This window comes from uncultured Aquimarina sp. (assembly GCF_947496855.1).
Lineage (GTDB): Bacteria > Bacteroidota > Bacteroidia > Flavobacteriales > Flavobacteriaceae > Aquimarina.
Genome location: NZ_CANMED010000003.1, coordinates 320,355 through 346,799 on the forward strand (window position 1 = coordinate 320,355; position 26,445 = coordinate 346,799).

A 26,445-nucleotide genomic window follows, 5' to 3' on the forward strand; every position below is an offset into this window, starting at 1 on the left:
GGAATGTCTAAGAAAAAAAGACTGAGTTTTTTATTGGATGAAGAAGATACAACTTCGGGAAATGTGCAAGTTGATGATGATTCTTTTTTCAATCCAGTAAACAAAACAAATAAAATACGTTATCGTTGCGAACAAACAAATAGTACACACAGTGATAAATCAATAATTTTCCACGCAAACATAAAAAAAGAATATCTCGTAGAGTTTCTGAAAAAAGAAAAAAACATTGTGTTTAATTCTGTTCTAGAAGATTATGTTTATAGTTCAGAACCCAAGCACTTTGAAATTGCAATGGATGCATTTCGAGATTTAGAATATTGGAAAGAAAATATTTCGTTGCAATTAAACGAGAATGGAAAAATAAAACAAATTCTTAATCTAAATAACTTATCAGAATCTTGGATCAATTTTAAAACCAAAGTATTGCCTGACACCGATTTTTTTCAGGAATTAAAAAAAGCTAATAAAAATGCCGCAAAGGATATTATTGACAATGGAGATATTGAATTTAAAAATGAAAAAAACCTCATAAAAACATTAGATAAAAATGTCTTTTATAATATTTTACTTGATTCTTATCTAATAGACTTAGATCATAAAACAAAAGTAACTACTTTGACATTTATATCACAGATATTTCAAAAAGTAAAAGTTAAATTGGAGATCTCAGAGACTACAATTAAAGAGGATAATGATTTTATTTATAAAAGAAAAGTAGGAACACTAATTAGAGATACATTAGACAATGAGGAGCTCATAAGACAGTATAATTTGTTTTACAAACCAATGATACAGTACAACTTTACAGAATATAATTACATATATAGACAATCTTATCGTATAGATAAGAAAACAGGCTATATAACTGAAGGAAAAGCTGTTTTTTCTGAACAAATTAAGAATAACTATGAATTTATAACAGAGTTTAATCTTAAACAGGTAAAGATATGAGTGCAAAATATATTCCTAATAAAACACCAGTTGTTTGTACATATCAAACTAGCCCAGCTCCTAGTGAACTAATAGTAACTAGAAGTGCCGTTACTGTAATGTATAAAAGTAAGAAAGAACCATTATTAACTATAGCGGATAAAAATATACAAGTAGCTTTTGCTTGTAAAATCCCTATGAATTTAGCAGGTTCGCTTTTTGCTTTTGGAGCTGGCTTATTATTGGGAGCTGCTTTGATCTTATCAGGACCAATAGGTTGGGCTGTTATAGCCGTTGGAGCTGCCGTTATGGCTGCTGGCGCAGTAACGTATGTCGTTGCAAAGGTATCACATACTTGTACTCCTAATCTAGAAGCTGGAGCTTGGTCTTTGCAACATAGTACTGTAAAATTAGACCAAAGTCCGGCAGTTACCCAAATGTCAATTATGACTTGTGGAAAATCAGGAATTCTGCAACCAATTCTCGATCCTAGTCTTGCACAGAAGGCCGCCGAAGAAATTGCCTTTGGGAACTCTGTTGAGGTTGGTGCTAATATGGCAATTTCATTTTTGTTTGGTTTTGGTTTGGTTTCAGCTGGTGCTGCAGGTTGGGGAGCAGTAGGTAAAATGTTTTTAACTACCGCTATAGGTACACCACTGATCTCACTCGCAACTACAGCAGAAAAAGATATCATTCGATCAATTTCTTTAGACGGTAATGAAAGTTATGAAAATTTGAATGAAGTAGAAGGTCTTAGTTATGTTCCAGAATGGATTAGTGATCCAGAAACTATAGACCCTAGTGATCCTGAAAATGTAAGAGATATATTTAGTTTTCAAAATTGGGAAGAGGCAAGAAAAATATTAACAGAAAGAGGGGTTGCAAAAGAAAACCTTCCTATTTATGAAAGATTATATAGAATGCCTCGTTCCCAAAGAAGAGCAGCACTTAGAAGTCTCAAAAAAACAAATCCTGAAATAGCAAGAGCAATAGAAAAAAATGGAAGAACAAGCCTTACTAAAGATCAAGTACAAATAGAAAGAGCTAGTAATTCTGAAACAGTAAGAACAGGAAACAGACTAGCCGCAGCAAAAAAAATTGAATCATTTTCGGTAGTCGCTCTTATTCTCCCATTTGTTTCCACCTGGTTTACAGAAAGTGCTAGGAAAGAATTAGCAATTGCAGCTTCTATGGATTTAATAAACGGACAAGGAACAATATCCGCACAATCTCCTACCTAATGTTTAAAAATAGTAAACTTAGCTTACTCGTTAAAATAGGTTATAGTTATGGAGTTTTATTTGGTGGTTTATTGCTAGTACTAGTAGTAATTTCGATCTTTTCTGATAGTTTTAATTTTAGCCTTAAACTCCTATACCTTATAACTCCAGTAATAGCATACGTGATATATCTAAAGGTTATCGTTGAAAGATATTATACTAAATTAGTTAATAAAGAAATATCCAGTTGGCAAGAAATCTCTCTAAGGATTGATAAAGTTGAAACCGTCGAAGTTCAGAAAAAAGTGTTTAACTATTATGGTTTGGGTGCAAATATTGACGAATATTATATTACTTTTTTTAACAAAGAACTTTCTAAGTATATCACAATTAGTTCTATAGGTCATCAGCCTGTATATGATATCATATCTAGTTGGAAAAACAGAATGATCACTGTTTTTATGAACACTGAAAATATACATAAAAAATATAACTATAATGAAAAGAAGAAAATAAGCACTATAAAGGTTTTTAGGTTTATAAAAGACCAACATAGTCTAGAAGCTACATATCTACAAAGTGTACACGAGTTTATTGCAAAAAAAAGACAGTTAGAAGGTTTTTTAATAATTTTTACACCTTTATTTATGAGTCTTTTTTGTATTTATTTAATAATTCAACTATTAAAATCATGAAAAACATACAATTACTCATTTTAAGTTTGACTTTTTTTATGACCAGTTGTTCAGAATCTATCACTACCACGGTAGCTAAGCAAGCTTGTCAATGTATTGAGAATGATCCCGCTAAAGATCCTAAATTTTGTACTACTAAAGTTATTACAGCTAATAAAGAAGCATTAAAAAAGGAGTATCAAGAACAAGGCTTTCCTGTATTTAATGAAAAAAATGAGGTACATCCATTTTATTTTAAATTAATATATATGACAATGTTACAAAGTGAATGTCCTGAATTAACCACTGGTAAATAGATTGGAATGATAAATTAAAAATGTGACTTTGATTCTCATTTATTCTTTATTTGATAGAGTTATTAATAATGCCATATAAACTATTATAGAAGATATAGCGCATAATATTTAGAGTACAAGTAAGTATATGCAAGAAAGTTATAAATGAAAAAGGGGATATTAGCGTTTAGTATTTTATTGGCCACGTTTTTTTTGTATAAAGATGTGTTGTTTGTTATTAAACCATATAAAGAACCATCATTATCGTCTTTTTTAAAGAATAAAAAATTAAAAGACTCTCTTTCATATAAATTTACAACAGCAACAATTAATTCGATAAGCGAAATATATGGATTTAAGAGTACACCAAATAAGGTAGCCCTAGGCATCAAATATTTGAACAAAGATAAATCCTGCTGGATTAAAAGTGTAGTAGACACACCCTATCTTTTATTTATAGGAACCACAAAAAAAGAAGGAGAAGTTATCAATATTATTTATTATAAAAACGGGAATTGCAATGATAGAAAAAAAGCTATTTATGTATCGAATAAAGAAGATATAAGAGAAGTAAAATATATTAAATTGATAAAAATAAGTGCATTATCATTATTTATTATTTTCTTAATTCGAGGTATTTTTTTTAAGCAAAAAATAGAACAGAAAAATAGTACTATAACGTATTACGAATAGGTTATTTATCTAAAATATATTGAATAAAAAAAATATTTAAAAAATTATTAGTAGGGATAAAAATCAGGAAGGTATTTTTAGTGATTTTATTAATTTCCATATCCACAGATAGCCTTAACTTTAGTTTTAAACTCATAGACCTTATCCTTCCAGTAATGGTATATGTAGTATATCTAAGAATTTTTTGTTGAAAGATAGGAATAGTACTTGGTCTTATAAATTTGTTAAGGAGTAGTATCCAATGATTGCTTTTACTTAAATTAGGCGATCAAAATTAACACAAATGAAAATCATTCTTACCTCAACACTCTTTTTATTTACAATCATTTTAACTGCACAAACCGATCAAAGAATATACGATATAATTGACGCTGTTTCTTCAGAAAGAATTGAAGCAGATATAAAAAAACTAGCTGGATTTGGAACCAGACATACCCTAAGTGATACAGTTTCTGAAACTAGAGGGATTGGTGCAGCAAGAAGGTGGATTAAATCAGAGTTAGATAACATATCCAAAAATTGTAGTAATTGTCTAGAAGTTTTTTATCAAAAAGATTTGGTGAAAAAAGGGACTAATCAGCGTATTGTTAAAGATGTTATGGTAGTAAATGTTGTTGCCATACAGCGAGGCACAAAATACCCTAACCGTTTTATTATGATGAGCGGTGACATCGATTCGCGTATAACAGATCCAACCAATTTTACGGATGATGCTCCCGGAGCAAACGATAATGCCACTGGGATGGCAGGAGCTATTGAAGCAGCAAGGGTTTTATCTAAATATAAGTTTGAAAGTAGTATCATTTATGTTGGGTTATCTGGAGAAGAACAAGGACTATTTGGAGGCCAAGGCTTGGCTAAATATGCAAAAGAAAAAAAATGGGACATCATCGGAATCATGAATAATGATATGATTGGTAACATCAAAGGAGTAGATGGAGTAATTGATAACAGAACCTTTAGGATTTTCTCCGAACCTACCAATCTTACTGATGATAAAAAAACGGTAGAAAGGAGACGTTTTTATGGTGGTGAAGTTGACGGAATTTCGCGTCAATTAGCGCGGTACATTCATAAAACTACGAAAACGTATATGCCAGAGATGAATCCAATGATGGTGTATCGCTTAGATCGTTTTGGTCGTGGTGGACATCATCGTCCTTTTAATGACGCTGGTTTCGCAGGAATACGTATTATGGAAGCTCACGAGAATTACACACAACAACATCAGGATATTAGAGAAGAAAATGGTATTAAATATGGAGATGTGGTCGAACATGTGGATTTTGACTACGCAGCAAAATTAACGGCTGTGAATTCTATCAATTTAGCCGGTATTGCCTGGGCTCCCCTTGCTCCAACCGAAGTGAAAATTGGAGGAATTGTAGAACCCTCTGCTAAGTTCAAATGGAAAAAAGCGAATGATCCAAACATAAAGGGATATAAAATTTACTGGAGAGATACCACTTCTCCTACTTGGGATCATAGCCGTTTTGTAGGTAATGTAGATAACTTTATACTAAACGGTATTGTTATTGATAATTACTTCTTTGGTATAGCGACGGTAGGGAAGAATGGTCATGAAAGTCCTGTAGTATTTCCTTCAGGAATTTTTAGAAAATAACCAAATTCTTATTGTTTGAACCGTGATTAATCTAACCGCACTAAATGAAACTTATTAAATTTATATCCATATTAATACTGCTACTGTTCTTTTCTTGCAAACAAGAACCTATCAAAAGAAAATTACCTGCGCAACTAGATATCGCAGAAAAGTTATCTATAAAAACAAAAGGTAAAGTCATCATTCATGAAAACTTTACATCAGAACATGTTATCCCAAGAAATGTGGAAGTTTTTCTCCCTGATGGTTATAACCAAAATTCTAAAGATAAATACAATGTAATGTATATGCATGACGGTCAAAATGTCTTTAATTCAAAAACATCTTATACAGGTATAGACTGGGGTGTTGATGAAACTATAGATAGTTTGATCAAAATCGGTAAGATTAAAAACACAATTGTTGTGGCACCTTGGAATACGGTAAAAAAACGTTTTTCGGAATATATGCCTGAAGCTCCAGCCGAAATGACGAATAGTGCAGAAGTCAAAGCTGCTTTGAAGCAAAATACTGGTTTTGATGATTTGTACTCGGATGAATACCTAAAATTCTTAGTAGAAGAACTAAAACCCTTTATAGACAAAACATATAATGTATCTACTAGAGCCGAAAACACCTCTATAATGGGATCTTCTATGGGAGGTTTAATATCACTATATGCAATCTGCAAATATCCCGAAGTATTTGGTGCTGCCGGATGTGTATCTACACATTGGCCAGTTCCGGTTTTAGGAGAAGCCTATATAAAAACATTACCCGCTACCCTTCCAGCTCCAAAGACGCATAAAATATATTTTGATTTTGGAACTGAAACACTAGACGCTCAGTATGAACCTTATCAAAAGCAAGTGGATCAAATGATGATAGATAAGGGATATACCAAAGGTGAAAACTGGATTACTAAAAAGTTTGAAGGTGCATCTCATGATGAAAAAAGTTGGAATGAACGAGTACATATTCCTCTTGAATTTTTATTGAAATAAATAACGCGGAAATGAATAAATTTTTCTTCACAGTATGTATTGTTTGTGGATTATCACCAATTTTCTCACAAACATCTCTTTTTAATCAGCAACAACAATTTACCAGGCAAGATACGCTAAGAGGTTCTATTACGCCCGAAAGAGCGTGGTGGGATCTAACTTACAACCATCTGGACATATCTGTAGATCCTGATAAGAAAACCATAGAAGGAAAAAACACCATACATTATAAAGTATTGGAAAATCATAATGTCTTACAAGTGGATTTACAACCTCCTTTGGTTATAGAAAAAGTTGTACAAGACGGAAAAGAGTTAAAAGTAACTTCAGAAGAAAATGCTCATTTTGTAACACTTAATAAAAAACAAACGAAGGGGAATATCAATACGATAGAGGTTTATTATAGTGGTAATCCACGAGAAGCTGTGCGTGCTCCCTGGGATGGAGGAATCTCTTGGAAAAAAGACAGTAATGGAAAACATTTCGTTGCTTCCTCCTGTCAAGGTTTGGGAGCCAGTGTATGGTGGCCTAATAAAGATCATATGTATGATGAAGTTGATAGTATGCTAATAAGCGTTACAATTCCAAAAGGTTTAATGAATGTTTCTAACGGTAGACTTCGTAAAGTAGAGGAGCGTTCTCCTGACACAAAAACATATCACTGGTTTGTAAGCAATCCTATCAATAACTATGGCGTTAATATCAATATTGGGGATTATGTGCATTTTGGCGAAAAGTATGAAGGCGAAAAAGGAATTTTGGATATGGATTATTATGTATTAAAAGATAATCTCGAAGCTGCCAAAAAACAATTTAAAGATGCTCCTAAAATGATGAAAGCCTTCGAACACTGGTTCGGGCCATATCCTTTTTATGAAGACAGTTTTAAACTAGTTGAAGTTCCTTATTTAGGAATGGAACATCAAAGCTCTGTTACTTATGGAAATAAGTATGTAAATGGATATCTTGGTAATGATCTATCTGGTACCGGATGGGGATTAAAATTTGATTTCATCATCATCCATGAATCAGGTCACGAATGGTTTGCAAATAATATTACGTATAAAGATATCGCCGATATGTGGATTCACGAAAGTTTCACGGCGTACTCAGAAAACCTATTCCTAGATTACCATTATGGTCAAGAAGCTTCTTCAGAATATGTAATTGGTACTAGACGTGGTATTAGCAATGACAAACCTATTATTGGACAATATGATGTAAATCACGAAGGATCCAGCGATATGTACTATAAAGGAGCTAATATGTTGCATACCTTGCGCCAGCTATTAGAAGATGATGATAAGTGGAGATCCATTTTAAGAGGTTTAAACAAAGAATTTTATCATCAAACGGTTACTACAAAGCAAATCGAAAACTTTCTTAGTGAGAAAACCAAAATCGATCTAAAAGCTTTCTTTAATCAGTATTTAAGAGATACCAAAATCCCCACTTTAGAATACGGTTTTGATGATAATGGGCTGAAATATCGATATATCGATATTGTAGAAGATTTTGATATGCCTGTACGCTTAAAAATAGATGGAAAAGATCAATGGATACAACCTAATGCAAAATGGCAAACACTAAAAGTAAATGCAAATGAAATCAGCATTGACCCGAATTTCTATATAAAAGCTAAAGCTATTTAATAACGGAGCACATGAAAATCTACTTTCCTCAATGGCAAGGATCTGGAACTGGAAAAAGCATAGAAAATGGAGCTAAAGCTATTTTAGACTATTTAAATGATCCAGAATTCATTCACATTCCATTATCAAAAATAGTAGCTGGAAAAAATGGAGAAAAGAAGTATTATATTAACAACTATGATGCAATATATGATCAATTGAATCGTCTAAAAAGAAGTATTGATCAGACACGACCAAAAACAATCAAAATCATTGGTGGGGATTGCGGGTTAGAAATAGTTCCTGTCTCCTATCTCAATCAAAAATACCCAAATCTTGGTGTCATTTGGTTTGATGCACACGCAGATATCAATAAACCTTGTGATTCTCCAAGTTGTAATTTTCATGGTATGCCATTAAGAACGTTGCTAGGAGAAGGTGTTAATCATATGAATCCGCTTCTCTTCTCTTCGATAGAAGCTTCACAAATACATTATGTGGGTTTAAGAGATATTGATGACGCAGAACAAATAAGAATTGACAATGATGAAATTTATGCTCCAAAAAAGACGGATATAATAGATTTAGTGAAGATTTTAAAATCGAAAAACATCTCGAATCTTTACTTACATTTTGATTTTGATTGTTTGGAACCTAAAGACTACAACAAAACTTATTATCAAGTTCCAAATGGAGTAACTATTTCTGAATCAGAAGCTTGTATAAAAGCATTACAAGAAAATTTCTCTATCGTTGGCAGTAGTGTTTTAGAATCCATTACAACAAATACTACAGAATTAAAACCCATTAGTAAGATTATCAAATTGTTAATGAAATAATATACGAATTTATGTCAGGAGGCAATTGGAAAGATATGTTATTAGCATCACAAACCGGAGATTTAGAATTAGTAAAATATTATGTTAGAACAGGAATAGATATTAATTACCAACATCCTGAAGCTATGACTACTCCACTCATTGAGAGTTTTAGGTTTGAACATCTGGATATTGCTAAATTTCTTCTCAAGAACGGTGCTGATGTATACGCTAAAGAAGGTTTTAGCGGAGACACCGCTTTATCAATAGCAACCGAGAAACAAAATCAAGAAGCCTTAGATTTATTGAATCTTTATCTAAAACCGTGACATGTCAATGAAATTAGCCTTTGATGTTCAATATTACGAAACATATGCAAAATCTGTTTGTATAGTTTTTAATAATTGGCAAGATGAAACTCCTTCCGAAATTATAATAAAAAAAGTAAATGATATTGATCCTTATGTACCTGGTGAATTTTACAAAAGAGAACTTCCTTGTATCCAGGCTATTTTAAAAGATATTAATCTTAATAATGTAGAACTTATTATAGTAGATGGATATGTGTACCTTAATAATGATAAAAAATTAGGGTTAGGGGGTTATTTATATGAAAAATTGAATAACAGTATCCCTATAATTGGTGTGGCTAAGTCTAGTTTTTACGATAATAAAAAGTACGTACAAGAAGTAATTCGAGGAGAAAGTACAAAACCATTATATATTACAGCTGTAGGATTAGATTTGGATGAAGCCAAAAATAACATACAAATGATGCATGGCGAATATAGAATGCCTGCACTATTGCAAATTCTAGACTCAAAAACCAAAGAAAAGTAAACAGAAAACCGAAACATCTTTAAGAGTCAAAAGCAAATTATCGAATTCTATTAAAGGTTCATTACATCGCAGAGATCTTATAAAAAAATTATTTAAGATAACTTTCTGATATGTTTAAAGCCTTATGTACTACCTTTAAAATAAAACGTTTCCTATGTTTACATTATTCAAAAAGAAATCGGAAAAAGAACAACTACAGAAAAAGTATAAAGCTTTAATGGAAGAATCTTATAAGTTATCACATACAAATCGCCGAGCTAGTGATGATAAACAAGCTGAAGCTGAAGAAATATTAAAAAAGATAGAACAACTTCAGGAGTAAGAGTAACTGGTAAAACCTATTTTTTATAAAATTATGAAAACGGCATTGTCTTGTGTCTATTTATTTACAATGATATCATCCCTTATTATTTTTGACTTTAATGCAGATAGTGATTTATCCAATTGGAATGTAGTTAACGATGGCGTAATGGGCGGGCTATCCCAAAGTGATTTTGAAATTAACAATGAAGGCAATGCTATTTTTAAAGGAACTGTTTCTTTAGAAAACAATGGCGGATTTTCGTCTGTACGTTATCGTTTTGAAACCAAAAAGGTAAAGGGGTTTACCAAGGTTCTAATAAGACTAAAAGGAGATGAAAAAAAATATCAATTTAGAGTAAAAACCAATAGCTCTGATCGTTATTCTTATATCGCTCATTTTAAAACTACTGGAGATTGGCAAACTGTCGAGGTTTCATTATCAGAAATGTACCCAGCATTTAGAGGTAGAAAGTTAGATCTCGCGAATTACCCAACAGAAACTATGCAAGAAATAGCCTTTCTTATAGGTAATAAAAAAGCAGAGCAGTTTAGATTAGAAATCGATAAAATAGAATTGAAATAAACGTTCAAAATAAATTACGGAATAAAGAACTGATGATATAAATAGTATATTTATTGATGAAATTTAATTCATCCAAGATTATCAAAAAAATTCTTTTCATAATACCACCAAAAGTTCATTTATTAGACATCATAGGTCCTGCCCATATTTTTTATGAAGCAAAGGAGTATAAAGCAGATATCGAACTGCATTTTGTAACAATAAGTAACGATATAGAAATTAATAGTAGTGCTGGATTACACTTTACTAAATTAAATCCTTTTCATAAATTTCAGCTATCAGAAGAAGACTTCGTCTTTGTTCCCGGGATAGAATTTTCTTTGATTTCTAATGATCAATTTCGCTTAACTAACAAGCCTTTTTTTGAATGGTTAAAAGATCAATACAGTAATGGGGCTAATATATGTTCTATATGTACTGGAACTTTTTTAGTAGCTTCATCTGGTATATTAAATGGAAAAACTTGTACTACACATTGGAAATACTTTTCAGAATTTAATAAAAAGTATCCAGAAATTGAACTGATTAAAAATCGTTTATTTGTAGTAGAAGAACGCTTATACTCTAGTGCTGGTGTAACATCCGGTATTGATCTGGCTTTGTATATTTTGGAAACTGAATTTGGGTCAAAACTGGCCGCAGATGTAGCTAAAGAAGTAGTTATTTACTTTAGAAGAAGTGAATCTGATCCACAACTAAGCATTTTTCTTCAATACAAAAATCATCTAGATACCAGAATCCATGATGCTCAGGATTATATGATTAAGCACATTGATTACTCTTTTGTTCTACAAGACATTGCGGATAAAGTTTTTATGAGTCCCAGAAACCTAACTCGTTTATTTAAAAAAGCCACAGGAATAACTATCGGAAATTATATAGAAAAGCTTCGAGTTGATAGAGCTATACAATTATTAGCAGAAGGAAACAAGGTAGATTATGTCTCTGACCAATGTGGTTTAAAAAGCACAAATCAACTAAGAAATCTTCTAAAAAAACACAAAGACATATTACCAAAAGATGCAAAATCTTTGTTATAAAATGTCCCGATCCTTCGCATTGTTGTCCTTTTGAGTAGACCAAAGAGTTACTAATTTTACCAAATATCAATCTCTAAATAAAGAAGTAATGAATAGGTTATTAGTATTCATCTCGGTTTTGACTTATATAACTATACATTCTCAATCATATTCTAAACCCGAAAACTTATACGTTTGCCCACCCTGCAATAGTTCTTGTGATACTTTAATTTTTAATAACTCTGGAATATGTAACCATTGCGAAATGAAACTAATTACTAGAAAAGAATTGGGTAAAAAAAATAAGGCGATAAAAAAGAAAAAAATTGCTTTCTATTTACAGCCTGGTATTGAAATATTAGATTTTGCAGGGCCGATGGAAGTTTTTGCTTATGCAGACTTCGAAATATTTACAGTTTCTAAAACCAAAGAACCTATTATTTCTCAGGGAATTTTAACGGTACTGCCTGATTACAGTATAAAAGATGCACCCAAAGCTGATATTTTAGCTTTTTTTGGAGGTAATGCAGCACAGTCTTTCAAAGATCCAGAAATTATAAACTGGATACAATCGCAACCAGACATTGAATATCACTTCTCTGTATGTACTGGTGTATTCGCTTTAGCAAATGCGGGAACGCTAAACGGTATGACCGCTACTACATTTCACAATGCTCTTGATGGGTTAGAGAAAAATTATCCTGAAATAACGGTAGTAAAAGATGCACGTTTTGTGGATAACGGTAAGGTAATAACTACCGCAGGAATTTCTGCAGGAATTGATGGGGCACTGCATCTAGTAGCCAAATTACAAGGATTTAATGAGGCTAGAAAAATTGCGTATCATATGGAATACGACAAATGGATACCTGGAGAAGGTTTAAACTTGTCGCCAGACAATCCATATGATGGTTTCATAAATATTCCAAATCTCGAAAATTATATAGGAACCTATGAATATATTGATAATACTAAAGTAACATTAGATATAAACTCTCGAGAAAAATCCCTTTATGCGATTCTAGATAAAAGAAACTACCCTCTATTTTATTTAACAACAGATAAGTTCACCAATCTCAATGGAGAAGAGATCACTTTTATAAAAGATAATAATAGAGTGATCGGTTTTAGATCCTCAAGAAATTATAATACTCTCTATAAAAAACTAAAGTAAAAAATGATCACGATTTCAGGTCAATTTCTTTTAAGCTCTCCATTCTGTTTCTTTCCAAAAAGGCATCTATAGTTTCAAAATGTTCGATAACTCTTTTGTCTTTAAATTCAAAAACTTTATTGGATAAACCTCTTAAAAAATCTCGATCATGAGACACGAGTATTAATGTCCCATCGAAAGTTAATAACGCTTCTTTTAAAACGTCTTTGGATCTAATATCTAAATGATTAGTAGGCTCATCCAAAATTAATACGTTTACCGGTTCCAGAAGCAATTTCACCATGGCTAATCGAGTTCTTTCCCCTCCAGAAAGAACACTTACTTTTTTATCAATATTATCTCCACCAAACATAAACTGTCCTAATATATTCTTGATCTGTGTTCTCACATCTCCCTTTGCTACCTCATCAACGGTTTGAAACACTGTAAGATTAGGATCTAGTAACGATGCTTGATTTTGGGCAAAATATCCCACTTTCGCGTTATGACCTAGATCACATTGCCCTTCAAAATCAATTTCTCCCATAATAGCTTTGATCATAGTGGATTTTCCTTCGCCATTTCTACCTACAAAAGAAACCTTCTCTCCTCTTGCGATCGACATACTTGCATCTTTAAAAACTACGTGGTCATCGTATTTTTTAGATAAATCCTTCGCTATAACTGGATAATCTCCTGATCTGGCAGCAGCTGGGAATCGAAGTTTCAGAGAAGAAGTATCAATCTCATCAATTTCTATGATATCTAACTTCTCCAACATACGCTCACGAGAACTCACTTGATTTGTTTTAGAATACGTTCCTTTAAACCTATCAATAAATTGTTGCGTGTCTGCGATAAATTTTTGTTGCTCTTGATATGCTTTTATCTGATGTACACGTCGGTCTTCTCTCAATTGTAAATAATGACTATAGTTCGCTTTATAATCATAGATTCTACCCATAGTAACTTCAATAGTTCTATTAGTAATATTATCTATAAAGGCTTTATCGTGAGAAATTACAATAACTGCCTTCGCTTTGTTAAGCAGAAAATCCTCTAACCATATTACTGATTCTATATCTACGTGATTCGTAGGCTCATCCAGAAGAATTAAATCTGGTTTTTGTAGTAAGATTTTAGCTAGTTCAATACGCATTCTCCATCCACCACTAAACTCACTAGTTGGTCTTGTAAAGTCTTCCCTTCTAAAACCCAATCCTTGTAATGCTTTTTCCACCTCAGCATCATAGTTCACTTCTTCTATAGCATAAAAACTTTCTCCTAAATCTGTTACTTTTTGGATAATCCCCATATATTCATCAGAATCATAATCCGTGCGAGTTTCTAGTTCCTTGTTAAGACGATCCATTTCGCTTTGCATCTCGTGAATTTGACCGAATGCTTTGGACGCTTCTTCGAATACTGTGCAATCATCATCTGTTAACAGGTGTTGTGGAAGATAAGCAATCACAGCCTCTTTAGGACAACGTACATGTCCCTTGGTTGCTTTTTGAACACCTGCAACGATCTTCATCATCGTAGATTTACCAGCTCCATTCTTACCCATTAAGGCAATTTTATCATTTTCATTAATCACAAAAGAAACATTACTGAATAATGTTTCGCCACTAAATTCTACCGCAATTCCGTCTACAGAAATCATATTATTTTATTTTGAAGATGCAAAACTATAAAAAAGCAGCTCATTGCAAAGGAAATACAAAATTATCGTTGTTTCTAATGAGGCATTTATGTGAATAACAATTGAACCGTTATAAAACAACATTCAAAACCTGGAACAAAACAGCATCGTTATACAAGAAAGTATTTATGTATTTGTATAATAAACTCACATCTTTATTCTCTTTGCTTTCAATTTAAAAACACCAAATAAGGGTAAAAAACCCTAAGATTATCGGTTGTAAACCCATGCATAAACCGTTTTTTACTTGTTGATATACAAACCTTTACACAATACATTTGCTCCCAGAAAGGTGATTTTGGAACACCTTAATAAATTAATTACAAACTTTTAAAACCTTTAATTATGAAAAAATCAATTTTCAAGACATTGGCTATCGCCATGACTCTAGGACTAGTATTAGTAGCCTGTGAAGACAAAGAAGAAGAGTTACAAGATGAGCAATTACAAGAGGTAAACCCAATACCTTCCAAAAATGCAGCATATCTAAATGAGCTAGATCAAACTTCTTTTGAAGTAGCAAAAATTCAGAAAGACGGCCATGAATATCATTTCATAGCTGTAGGCGATGATGAAGAAATGATTGTAGCGGAAACCTTATATGGTGATGCAGCTAAAAATGCTGAAGAAAGCCTCCATAGCTTAGATCAATCGCCATTTGATTTATTTATTTCTTTAACAAAATCTTCTGTTTCAATTCCTGAACGTATTGTAAAAACTGCAAAGGATTCTGAGTTCAACCAATCTGGTAGAAATATAGAAAAAAGTGGAACTCTATTAGAAATCAATGATCCAAAATACTCTGGTTTTGCTATCCAAAAAGCCTGTTATGATATTGGTTCTACTGACTTTAGGAATATTTACTGTGGTGGGGTTCCTGTTACCTCTACACCTACAGATATAAGATTCTGTGATAACGGCTTATGGAATTCTTTAACCAGAAGTTCTTTATACGGTGGAGATTGGAAAGAACTTGATGATACGTATACTCGTACTAATGTAGTATGTGGATTAACAAGATTACAATTCTATGCTTGGGAAAACACTGCTTCTTGGCCTTTTAGTGATTGGAAATGGGTATTGAAATATCAGGTTGACTTACCAAATGGATACTGGTATTACTACTATTATACTTCTACAAATACTGAGAGACAAGTAAAGAGAACAAGACCAACAAACAGCGGTTCTTTTAGAGCATATACTAGATTTTACTAAAAGAACGTATTACACAAAATAAGTAGGACCCATTATACATTTTCACGGATGTGTAATGGGTCTTTTATTTGGCTAAAATTAGTAACTTACCCGTTAAAGCACAAAAGCAAATTCAAACCATTTTATGAAAACTAAACCAGAATTGTATTTCAAAAATGATAAAGAATGGCGGCACTGGCTGCACGAAAATCATACTATCTCTGATGGAGTTTATTTGATTTTTTATAAAGTAGAAAGTAAGCAGCTCAGTATGCGCTGGGAAGAAGCAGTGAAAGTAGCACTCTGTTATGGATGGATTGATTCTACTGTGAAAAGATTAGACGAAGAACGAAGAAGGCAATATTTTTGCCCACGTAAACCAAAAAGTGTGTGGAGCAAACTGAATAAAACGTATATAATAGATCTTATCAGAAATGATTTAATGCATCAAAGCGGATTGGATATAATTAAAATTGCCAAAAAGAATAATTCTTGGACAGCTTTAGATAATGTTGAAAAAGGTATTATTCCTGAAGATCTTAAAAAAGCCTTTAACTCTAATTATGAAGCATTTACAAATTACAAAAACTTCTCTCCCAGTTATCGAAAAAATTATTTATACTGGCTTAATCAAGCTAAAAGACAAGAAACGAGAAATAAAAGAATTCTAGAAATTATAAAGCTCTGTAAAGCTAATATTAAAACAAGAGATAATAGCAGATAAGATTTTTACAAAAATGCAAACATCTCTCCATTAACAACACTTTAAGATATTTTGTTCCCGAATTCATTATTTTCGATTCAGATAATTCGAATACCATGCACAAACACATCATCACTACCCTAATTCTAGGGTTGTTTCTAGTATTTAATACCCAAGCACAAAAAGACAAAAAAGAAGAGAAATGGGATGTTTCCAATCCACAAGGAGCATTTAATTATGAAGAACACACATTCTCTACCGATGAAGGCACCTGGATGAATCTAGATGTCAGTCCGGATGGGAAAACAATAGTTTTCGATCTTATGGGAGATATTTATAGTATACCAATTTCTGGAGGAAAAGCAAAAGTTTTACGAACAGGAATACCATTTGAAGTACAGCCACGATTTAGTCCTGATGGTAGTAAAATATCATTTACCAGTGATGCTGGTGGTGGGGATAATATTTGGGTGATGAATTCTAATGGTAGTGATGCTAAACAAATTACCAAAGAAAAATTCCGATTATTAAACAATGCTGCCTGGATGCCAGATAGTAATTATTTAATCGCTAGAAAGCACTTTACTTCTCAGCGTTCATTAGGAGCGGGAGAAATGTGGCAATATCATATTACTGGAGGTTCTGGAATACAATTGACCAAAAGAAAAAATGACCAACAAGACGTAAATGAACCTAGTATTTCTCCTGATGGAAAATATCTGTACTATAGTGAAGATATGTACCCCGGAGGTTTTTTCCAGTATAACAAAGATCCTAACAAACAAATCTATGTGATTAAACGATACGATTTTAAAACCGGAGAAACTACAAGAATAACTGGAGGACCTGGCGGAGCTGCCAGACCTCAGGTGTCCAAAGATGGAAAAAGATTAGCTTTTGTAAAAAGAGTACGTACAAAAACTGTTTTATATATTCACGATCTAGAAACAAGTGAAGAATGGCCAATCTATGATCAATTAAATAAGGACCAACAAGAAGCTTGGGCTATTTTTGGCGTGTATCCAAATTTCAGTTGGATGCCCGGTAACAAAGAAATTGTATTCTGGTCTGCAGGAAAGATTCATAAAATTAATATTGAAAATTCTCAAGTAACCAATATCCCGTTTAATGTTGATGCTACTTTAAAAATTGCAGAAACAGTACATTTTGATGCTCCAGTAGCACCCAAAGAATTTACTGCCAAGGTAATTCGCCATGTGGTTACTTCTCCTGATGAAAAAACAATAGTGTTTAGCGCTCTTGGTCGTCTTTGGAGTAAAAAATTACCCAATGGTAAACCTCAACATCTTACTACACAGAAATCAGATTTTGAGTTTGAACCAAGCTTCTCTCCAGACGGTCAGCATATAGTATATGTGACCTGGAATGATGAAACACTGGGATCTATTTGCAAAGTGCCTATTACAGGCGGCTCCTCTACTAAACTAACAGTAGAGAAAGGGATCTATAGAACACCAGCTTACAATCCTTCTGGCAATTTAATTACCTACAGAAAAGAAGGAGGAAATAACGACCAAGGAAGAAGTTTTGATAAAAAAACAGGGATGTACATTATGTCATCTTCAGGAGCGAATCAAAAACTAATTTCAAAAGAAGGAGCTTACCCAACTTTCGCCAGAGATGGGAAACGTATTTTCTATCAAACAGGGGGAGTCTATTTTGGAAATCTTACTAAAGAATTAAAATCTGTTGACCTAAACGGAAAAGATAAAAAGACACATGTGAAATCAAAACATGCTAACAGATTAGTACCAAGCCCTGATAATAAATGGATTGCTTTTACTCATTTACATAAGGCTTATATCGCTCCATTATTATTAAACGGAAAAGAAATTGATTTGGATAGTAAATCTACATTGGTTCCAGTATCACAATTATCCAAAGATGCGGGAATCAACTTACATTGGTCAAAAGACAATAAAAAAGTATTCTGGACCCTAGGTGATGAATATTTCTCTAATGAGATTAAGGATCGGTTCACTTTCTTACCTAATTCTCCTGAAAAAATAGGAGAAGTTACATCAAAAGGCATTAGTATTGATTTAGTGACAAAAACAGATATACCATCTGGAAAGATAGCTTTTACCAATGCTCGAATTATTACTATGGAAGGTGATCAAATTATAGAAGAAGGAACTATTATTATAAATGGAAATGTTATTGAAAAAATAGGAAAAACAAACGATGTCTCTATTCCACAAGATACAAAAGTGTTTGATGTAAAAGGCAAAACAATCATGCCAGGTATTGTAGATGCTCACGCACATGTAGGAGCTTTTAGATATGGATTAACCACTCAGAAACATTGGCAATTATATGCCAATCTAGCTTTTGGAGTTACTACAGCTCACGATCCTTCTGCCAATACAGAAACGGTGTTTAGTATTTCAGAATTAATAAAAAGCGGAAAAACGGTAGGGCCGCGCCTCTATTCTACCGGTTTTATATTATATGGTGCTGATGGAGATTTTAAAGCAGTAGTGAATAGTCTGGAAGATGCTCGATCTTCTATAAGAAGAACAAAAGCTTTTGGTGCAAAATCTGTAAAAAGCTATAACCAACCTCGAAGAGAACAAAGACAACAAGTGATGCAAGCTGCTCGTGAGTTAGGGATTAATGTTGTGCCAGAAGGCGGTTCTACCTTTTATCATAATATGACCATGATTATGGATGGTCATACAGGAGTCGAACATAATATACCGGTTGCTCCTGTATATAAAGATGTATACGAATTATGGAAAACTAGTAAAACGGGCTATACGCCTACACTAATCGTAAATTATGGAGGGATGAATGGCGAATATTTCTTCTACCAAAAAGAAGATATTTGGAAAAATGAAAAACTATTAAAATATACACCAAGGGCAATTGTTGATGCCAGATCACGTCATAGAACCATGGTTCCTGATGAAGAATATGAAAACGGACATATTTTAGTTTCTAAAACCGCTACGAAACTAACCAACGAAGGTGTAAAAGTTAATCTTGGTGCACACGGACAATTACAAGGTCTTGGAGCTCATTGGGAGTTATGGATGCTCCAACAAGGTGGAATGACTAATATGCAAGCATTACAAGCGGCTACCATTAATGGTGCTAACTATATTGGCGCAGGAAATGATATTGGTTCTCTTAAAGAAGGAAAATTAGCTGATTTGATTATACTTGACAAAAATCCGCTAGAAGATATCCGAAATACTGAAACTGTAAAATACACTATGGTGAATGGTAGATTATATGATACCGATACTATGAATGAAATTGGTAATATTACCAATGAAAGAACTAAATTCTGGTGGGAGAATACCAAAGCAAATACTGCTTTTCCCTGGCACGAAGAATCCCAGAGTTTTATGAGACCAGGCTGCGGATGCCATTTAGGACATAATTAAAACTAGACAAATAATTTTAAAGCAAAAATTATGCAATTAGCACAAGTAAATATTGCTGAAATGTTAGCCCCTATTAATGATCCTATTATGGAGGATTTTGTAAACAACTTGGATCGTATTAATGAATTAGCAGAACAAAGCGATGGTTTCGTATGGAGACTGAAAGACGACGAAGGAAATGCAACGGCTATTACCGTATTTGATAATCTTTTCTTGATTATTAACATGTCTGTTTGGGAAAGTATGGATGCATTATTCAATTTTACGTATAAAACAGACCACGTAGAAATTCTGAAACGTAAAAAAGAATGGTTTGGTAAAATGCCTCGAATGCATATGGCTTTTTGGTATATCGAAAATGGTCATAAGCCAACTCCTGCTGAAGCCAAGGAACGCCTTTATTATCTTCAAGAATACGGAGAAACTCCATATGCTTTTTCTTTTAAAAGTAAATACACGATAGATGATGCAATCAATTACCAAAAGTGATAAAATAATAGTACTCACTTTTTTATTCTTAAGTATTTTGAGTTGTTCCAAAAAGGAAAAGGAACAATATGATATTGTGATTTCTAATATCAGTCTGATTCGAATTGAAGATGGAAACATAGCAACAAAAACGCTATACATCAATGATGGAACAATCGTAAAACTTGAAACAATAGATAGTATTGATAATTACATCACTGAGAATAAAATTGATGGTAGAGGTAAATTTTTACTTCCTGGATTTTGGGATAACCATATTCACCTTAGAGGCGGAGATTCTTTAATTGAGGAAAATAAAAACTTGCTTCCTCTTTTTATTGCTAATGGAATCACAACAGTGAGAGATGCAGGAGGAGATCTTACGCCTGAAATTTTACAATGGAAAAAAGAAATAAGCAACAACAGTCTTATCGGCCCAACTATTTATACTTCGGGGCCTAAACTAGATGGAGCAAATGCAACTTGGGCTGGCTCTTTAGTAGTAGATTCTCCTGAAGATATTATAAAAGCTCTGGACTCCTTAGAAAAAATACCTTCTGATTTTGTTAAAATATATGATAGTAGAATTTCTAGAGAAAACTATTTAGAAATTTTAAAGCAGGCTTCAGATAGAGGTATGATTTCTTCAGGTCACATGCCTTTTACTGTTGAACTAAATGAAGCCGTAAACACAGGAATTGGAGCAATAGAACATCTTTATTATATACTAAAAGGTTGCTCTGATAATGAAAAAGAAATTACACAAGCAATTATTAATAAAGAACTTACTTTTTGGAATGCTATGGATGGCTTGATTTCTACCTATAGTGATTCAACCGCTCAAAAAACCTTTCAGTTATTAAAAAACAATAATACCTACGTTGTACCTACTCTACATATTGGTAACGTATTAAGCTATCTTGATGAAGTAGATCATAGCAACGATTCCTATCTAAAAATCATTGGTAAAGGAATTATTAAAACCTATGATGGGCGGATCAAACGAGCACTAACTACATCTGATAAAGCTAAAAAATCAAGAAAAGATCTCAATGCTTTTTTTAAAGAGCTTACTAAATCTCTACAAGACGCGGATGTTAAGCTCCTTGCTGGATCCGATAGCGGCGCTTATAATTCATACACCTATTCAGGAGTTTCGCTACATGATGAATTAGAAGCAATGGTCGCTGCAGGATTAAAACCATTAGAAGCCATACAGACCTCGGCATACAATGGAGTTAAATATCTTAAAAAAGATAAAATTACTGGTACTATAGAAATAGGAAAAGCTTCTGATTTAGTAATTCTAAATAGTAACCCTCTTTTAAACATTAAAAACACACGCGATATTTATCGAGTAATTAAAGGTGATCAAGTCTATAACCCTAAAAAAATCGCAGAACAATACAATTGTCCAGAATGTTTTACTTTCCAAAACTAACTATTTTCAACTATGAGAAACAAAATTCAATATATACTTTTAATCACACTTATTATTACTACCATTTCGCAGGCCCAAAAAATAAAAGTCCCTATAGATACAACTGTAGTTACCAGCCATACTACAATAATCAAAGGAAAAAAAATTCCTTATCAAGCAACGACTGGATTTCAACCCGTTTGGAATGAAAACCGAGAGCCTATCGCGTCACTATTTTATACTTATTATAAAAGAAGTGATATCAAAAATAATGAGAACAGGCCTTTATTAATATCCTTTAACGGCGGACCTGGATCCGCTTCTGTTTGGATGCATATAGCCTACACGGGACCTCAAATCCTTAAAATTGATGAAGAAGGGTTTCCTATTCAACCCTATGGAATTAAGTCAAACCCCAATTCAGTATTAGATGTGGCAGACATTGTTTTTGTCAATCCAGTAAACACCGGATATTCTAGAATGATTGAGGATAAAGAAGGTAAATTACCAGATAAAAAAATATTTTTTGGAGTTAATGAGGATATCAAATACTTAGCAGCATGGATCAATACATTTGTCACTAGAAATAATCGTTGGCGTTCTCCTAAATATTTAATAGGAGAAAGCTATGGAACCACAAGAGTTTCTGGTTTAGCTTTAGAATTACAAAACAACCAATGGATGTATCTTAATGGAGTCATTTTGGTATCTCCTACTGAAATTGGTTTCAAATTTGATGGGCCTGTGGAAGTCGCTAACCGTCTTCCTTATTTTACTGCAGCTGCTTGGTATCATAAAATGTTACCTCCAGAATTACAAAACAAAGACCTACTAGAAGTACTACCCGAGGCAGAAAACTATACGATTAATGAACTTCTTCCCGCTCTAGTAAAAGGTGGATATCTTAAGAATTCAAAAAAAGAAGAAGTCATTACCAAAATGGCCTATTATTCTGGATTATCCAAAAAAACCATCCGCCAGAATAATCTTGAAGTACCTAAAAGTTACTTCTGGAAAGATCTTCTCAGAGAAAAAGAAGGACTTACAATTGGCAGATTAGATTCTAGATATAAAGGCATGGATATTAAAGAATCAGGAAACAGTCCTGATTACAATAGTGAATTAACCGCTTGGTTACACGCTTTTACACCTGCTATTAATTATTACATCAACCAAAAATTAAATTTTAAAACAGACCTAAAATATAATATGTTTGGACCAGTTCGTCCTTGGGATAGAACTAAAGGTAATCATACAGGAGAAAACCTTAGAGAAGCTATGGCTATGAATGCCAATCTACACACTATGATACAATCCGGATATTATGATGGTGCCACTACTTATTTTAACGCTAAATATATCATGTGGCAACTGAACGCGAACAGCAAATTAACTGATCGACTTAGTTTTAATGGTTATCGTAGTGGTCATATGATGTATCTACGTAACGAAGATCTAATACAAGCCAATGAAGATATCCGGAGTTTTATTATAAAATCTTCATCCAACATTACCAAAGGATCAAAGTACTAAATTATGGATGCAATAATTAAAATTAAACCGCTAGGTTTCATCTGGGAAACCAATGATCCTTTCCTATTTTGTGCATATCACGAGGATCAGTATCCTAAGGGAAATGAAAAATTAGGTCCTAACGCCTCGCTCATTGGAAGAAACATAGGTCAAGATTTTACTCCAAAAGATGGCTGGAGAATGTATCACGGCACTACCGTACCTGGTTTTCCTGCACACCCACATCGAGGTTTCGAAACGGTAACTATTGTACAAAAAGGACTTGTAGATCATTCTGATTCTCTAGGAGCTGCTGGTCGTTTTGGTAACGGTGATGTTCAGTGGATGACCGCCGGGAAAGGTGTACAACACTCAGAAATGTTTCCACTTTTAAATGAACAAAAAGAAAATCCATTTTTATTATTTCAGATTTGGCTCAATCTTCCTAGAGATAAAAAAATGGTAGCCCCACATTTTAAAATGCTCTGGAATGAGGAGATACCAAAAGTCAACATAAAAGATAAAAAAGGAAGTGTTATAGAAATAACTATAATTGCCGGAAAATCAGAAGAAAAAATAGCTGTAGATCCTGCTCCAGATTCTTGGGCAGCCAATCCAGAGAATGAAATTAATATCTGGACAATAAAAATGGATCCAAATGCTGAATATACATTTCCGAATGCTTCTGAAGGAATAAATCGTTCTCTTTATTTTTTTAAAGGAAATGAAATCGAAAGTGAAGGGTATAGCATTCCGGTGAATCACCAAATCATTACATACGCCCATAAAAACTTAACCATTAAAAACGGTAATACTGAATCTCATTTCTTACTACTACAAGGAAAGCCTATAGAAGAACCAGTGGTAAAACAAGGACCATTTGTTATGAATAGTCAATCAGAAATACGAGAAGCTATTCAAGAATATCAGAAAACAGAATTCGGTGGATGGCCTTGGCCTAGTTATGATCATGTTCATGAAAAACCTAAAGGTCGTTTTGCTTTATATCCTGATGGCACTGAAATTAATAAATAACCATAAGGCACTAACAAACAGAGCTTTACGCTATTTTGATAATGGTTTTTAAAATTCCCCCCTTTCAAAACTACTATTAAAACACTATCTTTATTTAAGGGAATAAAAAAGTTAAGTGTTTAAATGACCTACATGTATGCTAAAAAAACTACCATGTTTATTCCCATTCTTCATTCTACTCTCCGTAGTATGCTCTTGCTCAAAAACCTTAGTATTAAGTGATTTAGAAAAAAAATTCCTGAAAAAAAATGATAGTATTACAGTCGCTATCTATCCGTATTACCCGCCTTATCAATTCATTAATGAGCAGAATGAAGCTGATGGTGTTTTTATAGAATATCTCGAAATTATTGAGAAGAAAATAAATTATAAATTCAAAAGAAAACAATATAAAGATTGGCCAAAACTAATTCAGGATGTAAAAGAAAACAAAATCAATCTAATTCTAGAAATTCAAAAAACAGAAAATAGAAAATCTTACTTAAAATTTCAACCTCCTCTTTTTGAATCTCAACAAGTTATTGTTACGCGAAAAGATGTTACGTTTGGAAATAACATAAAAAATCTACACGATAAAACGATTGTTCTACCTAAAAACTACGGAATAACCGAAACCTTGAATTCCAAGTACCCTGATTTTACTATTGTAACTCGCAAAGATGAACTAGAATGTTTAGTAAAATTAAATTCGGGTGAATACGATGCATACATAGGACCAAGAGCTGTCGCTAATTATTTTATTAGGTCGAAAAAATTGGACAATTTAAAAATAAATTCAGATACTAATTTTAATTACGAACCTAGTATCGCTATTAATAAAAATGATGCTATTCTAGATGATATTATTTCAAAAGTCCTTACTAGTATAACTCGAGAAGAGAAGGAATCTATTATTAACAATTGGCTTTATCAAAATGTAACTCCGTTCTATCAAACCTCAAAATTTTGGATAATAATATCTTTAATTTCAATATTTGCATTCTTATTGGGTGCATTTCTAAACTATTATCTGAAATTCAAGATAAGGCAGAAAACGGAGGAATTAATCATTGCTAAGGATATTGCAGAAGAAAGCAATCGATTAAAAACAAATTTCATTAACAACATACCTCAAGAAATTAGAACTCCAATGAACGGAATCATTGGACTATCTGAGTTTTTAAATGAAGAAAACTTAAGTCAAGAAGAAAGAAAAAAATACACTCAAATGATTATTGGGAATAGCAAAGAACTGTTGTCAATAATCGATAATATTTTGGAAATTTCTCAATTACAAACAAAGAGATTTACACTACGATTGGTAGAAGTAAATCTTCAGGATGTCTTCCAAACATTAGCTTCAAATTATAAAGTTAAAGCAGAAGAAAAAGGCATCAAATTCTACATTGAGAATAATTTGAAAAATTCTGAGAACATGGTATTCATGGATCGTACCAAACTAAATAAAATTTTAAATGCTATTGTTGATAATGCAGTAAAATATACAAGTAATGGCTCTGTAACCATTTCCTGTATAGTAAAATATGATTTTTTACATATTTCTATAGAAGATACAGGGATCGGTATTAGCGAAAAAAACAAGGATAAAATACAAGAAAGTTTAGCTTCTAATACAAAAAACACAGTCGGAGAATACAACGGAATTGGTTTAGGATTAACCATTGCAAAAAAAAATGCTGATTTTATTGGATGTCAAATATCAGTGCTTAGCGATAAAAATAAGGGTACTACATTTATCCTAAAAGTACCATACAATACTGTATCTAAAAACAAAACAGATAAGGTTATTAGCCAAGACAAACAACTTTCAAAGACTGAGAAACACATCATATTAATAGCTGAAGATGGAGAAACTAATTTCTTATTTCTAAAAACTATTCTCACAAAGATGAATGAATATGATTTTACTATTTATAGAGCAAAAAATGGTCAGGAAGCAGTAACAATTTGTCAAGAAAACAATAATATTGATCTGGTTCTTATGGATATCAAAATGCCAATTATGGATGGATATGACGCCACTTCTTATATCAAAAAAATCAGACCCAATTTACCAGTCATAGCTCAAACAGCATATTCTATAGAAGAAGATGTGCAAAAAGCATTGGATGCTGGATGTGATGATTTTGTTTCCAAACCTGTAGATAGAAAAGTACTTAAACCAATGCTAAATAAATATTTTCCAATTTTAAAAAGAAATAAAAATAAGATCACCAACTCAAAATAAC

General features: G+C 32.7%; 24 protein-coding genes. 23 read left to right on the top strand and 1 reads right to left on the bottom strand.

All coding sequences use genetic code 11. The annotated features are described in order from the left end of the window. The first annotated feature begins 3 nt into the window (after window positions 1-3). The 15 genes from Q0921_RS10835 to Q0921_RS10905 all read left to right on the top strand — a co-directional run bounded on the left by Q0921_RS10835 (window position 4) and on the right by Q0921_RS10905 (window position 12,788). Window positions 4-951 carry a hypothetical protein gene (locus Q0921_RS10835; protein ID WP_299256650.1) on the top strand — a complete coding sequence of 316 codons (948 nt, stop codon included), beginning with the start codon at window positions 4-6 and terminating at the stop codon, window positions 949-951. Beyond that, window positions 948-2,171, top strand: a complete 1,224-nt coding sequence (locus Q0921_RS10840; RefSeq protein WP_299256652.1) for a PAAR-like protein — start codon at window positions 948-950, stop codon at window positions 2,169-2,171. Before Q0921_RS10835 ends, Q0921_RS10840 begins: the two co-directional genes overlap by 4 nt. Continuing rightward, window positions 2,171-2,845: a hypothetical protein gene (locus tag Q0921_RS10845; RefSeq protein WP_299256654.1), complete on the top strand. Its 675-nt coding sequence runs from the start codon at window positions 2,171-2,173 to the stop codon at window positions 2,843-2,845. Before Q0921_RS10840 ends, Q0921_RS10845 begins: the two co-directional genes overlap by 1 nt. Then, on the top strand, window positions 2,842-3,141 hold the full coding sequence (locus Q0921_RS10850; RefSeq protein WP_299256656.1) for a hypothetical protein: 300 nt from the start codon (window positions 2,842-2,844) through the stop codon (window positions 3,139-3,141). The genes Q0921_RS10845 and Q0921_RS10850 overlap by 4 nt, the downstream gene beginning before the upstream one ends. Before the next feature lie 144 nt (window positions 3,142-3,285). Continuing rightward, window positions 3,286-3,813, top strand: a complete 528-nt coding sequence (locus Q0921_RS10855) for a hypothetical protein (RefSeq protein WP_299256658.1) — start codon at window positions 3,286-3,288, stop codon at window positions 3,811-3,813. A gap of 283 nt (window positions 3,814-4,096) precedes the next feature. Continuing rightward, a complete protein-coding gene (locus Q0921_RS10860) occupies window positions 4,097-5,437 on the top strand; it encodes a M28 family peptidase (RefSeq protein WP_299256660.1) in 1,341 nt (446 codons plus the stop codon). Window positions 5,438-5,481: 44 nt separating this feature from the next. Continuing rightward, on the top strand, window positions 5,482-6,420 hold the full coding sequence (locus tag Q0921_RS10865; RefSeq protein WP_299256662.1) for an alpha/beta hydrolase-fold protein: 939 nt from the start codon (window positions 5,482-5,484) through the stop codon (window positions 6,418-6,420). An 11-nt stretch (window positions 6,421-6,431) separates the two neighbouring features. Next, window positions 6,432-8,072, top strand: a complete 1,641-nt coding sequence (locus Q0921_RS10870) for a M1 family metallopeptidase (RefSeq protein WP_299256664.1) — start codon at window positions 6,432-6,434, stop codon at window positions 8,070-8,072. An 11-nt stretch (window positions 8,073-8,083) separates the two neighbouring features. Further along, a complete protein-coding gene (locus Q0921_RS10875) occupies window positions 8,084-8,890 on the top strand; it encodes an arginase family protein (RefSeq protein ID WP_299256666.1) in 807 nt (268 codons plus the stop codon). 11 nt (window positions 8,891-8,901) lie between these two features. After that, window positions 8,902-9,198, top strand: coding sequence for an ankyrin repeat domain-containing protein (locus Q0921_RS10880; protein ID WP_299256668.1), 297 nt, complete (start codon window positions 8,902-8,904; stop codon window positions 9,196-9,198). A gap of 7 nt (window positions 9,199-9,205) precedes the next feature. After that, a complete protein-coding gene (locus tag Q0921_RS10885) occupies window positions 9,206-9,709 on the top strand; it encodes an endonuclease V (RefSeq protein ID WP_299256670.1) in 504 nt (167 codons plus the stop codon). A 154-nt stretch (window positions 9,710-9,863) separates the two neighbouring features. Then, on the top strand, window positions 9,864-10,031 hold the full coding sequence (locus Q0921_RS10890; protein WP_299256672.1) for a Lacal_2735 family protein: 168 nt from the start codon (window positions 9,864-9,866) through the stop codon (window positions 10,029-10,031). 33 nt (window positions 10,032-10,064) lie between these two features. After that, entirely contained in the window at window positions 10,065-10,595 is a 531-nt protein-coding gene (locus Q0921_RS10895; protein ID WP_299256674.1) for a CIA30 family protein, read from the top strand. A gap of 56 nt (window positions 10,596-10,651) precedes the next feature. Then, window positions 10,652-11,635 carry a DJ-1/PfpI family protein gene (locus Q0921_RS10900; protein ID WP_299256676.1) on the top strand — a complete coding sequence of 328 codons (984 nt, stop codon included), beginning with the start codon at window positions 10,652-10,654 and terminating at the stop codon, window positions 11,633-11,635. Between the two features lie 244 nt (window positions 11,636-11,879). Then, on the top strand, window positions 11,880-12,788 hold the full coding sequence (locus Q0921_RS10905; RefSeq protein WP_299256678.1) for a DJ-1/PfpI family protein: 909 nt from the start codon (window positions 11,880-11,882) through the stop codon (window positions 12,786-12,788). A 7-nt stretch (window positions 12,789-12,795) separates the two neighbouring features. Here the strand turns inward: Q0921_RS10905 and Q0921_RS10910 are convergent, their stop codons facing one another. Further along, on the bottom strand, window positions 12,796-14,433 hold the full coding sequence (locus Q0921_RS10910; RefSeq protein ID WP_299256680.1) for an ABC-F family ATP-binding cassette domain-containing protein: 1,638 nt from the start codon (window positions 14,431-14,433) through the stop codon (window positions 12,796-12,798). A 384-nt stretch (window positions 14,434-14,817) separates the two neighbouring features. Here Q0921_RS10910 and Q0921_RS10915 point away from each other — a divergent pair, with 384 nt between their 5' ends. The 8 genes from Q0921_RS10915 (at window position 14,818) to Q0921_RS10950 (ending at window position 26,444) form a co-directional block, all read left to right on the top strand. Next, window positions 14,818-15,687 (top strand): hypothetical protein, encoded by an 870-nt coding sequence (locus tag Q0921_RS10915; protein WP_299256682.1) that lies wholly within the window; start codon window positions 14,818-14,820, stop codon window positions 15,685-15,687. Between the two features lie 124 nt (window positions 15,688-15,811). Further along, window positions 15,812-16,390, top strand: a complete 579-nt coding sequence (locus Q0921_RS10920; protein ID WP_299256684.1) for a YdeI family protein — start codon at window positions 15,812-15,814, stop codon at window positions 16,388-16,390. Between the two features lie 95 nt (window positions 16,391-16,485). Continuing rightward, on the top strand, window positions 16,486-19,782 hold the full coding sequence (locus Q0921_RS10925) for an amidohydrolase family protein (RefSeq protein WP_299256686.1): 3,297 nt from the start codon (window positions 16,486-16,488) through the stop codon (window positions 19,780-19,782). Window positions 19,783-19,812: 30 nt separating this feature from the next. Continuing rightward, window positions 19,813-20,271: a DUF3291 domain-containing protein gene (locus tag Q0921_RS10930; protein WP_299256688.1), complete on the top strand. Its 459-nt coding sequence runs from the start codon at window positions 19,813-19,815 to the stop codon at window positions 20,269-20,271. Continuing rightward, window positions 20,246-21,691: an amidohydrolase family protein gene (locus Q0921_RS10935; RefSeq protein ID WP_299256690.1), complete on the top strand. Its 1,446-nt coding sequence runs from the start codon at window positions 20,246-20,248 to the stop codon at window positions 21,689-21,691. Before Q0921_RS10930 ends, Q0921_RS10935 begins: the two co-directional genes overlap by 26 nt. Before the next feature lie 12 nt (window positions 21,692-21,703). Further along, on the top strand, window positions 21,704-23,203 hold the full coding sequence (locus Q0921_RS10940) for a carboxypeptidase (RefSeq protein ID WP_299256692.1): 1,500 nt from the start codon (window positions 21,704-21,706) through the stop codon (window positions 23,201-23,203). A gap of 3 nt (window positions 23,204-23,206) precedes the next feature. Continuing rightward, window positions 23,207-24,217 carry a pirin family protein gene (locus tag Q0921_RS10945; protein WP_299256694.1) on the top strand — a complete coding sequence of 337 codons (1,011 nt, stop codon included), beginning with the start codon at window positions 23,207-23,209 and terminating at the stop codon, window positions 24,215-24,217. Window positions 24,218-24,353: 136 nt separating this feature from the next. After that, window positions 24,354-26,444, top strand: coding sequence for a transporter substrate-binding domain-containing protein (locus Q0921_RS10950; protein WP_299256696.1), 2,091 nt, complete (start codon window positions 24,354-24,356; stop codon window positions 26,442-26,444). Window position 26,445: the final 1 nt, after the last annotated feature.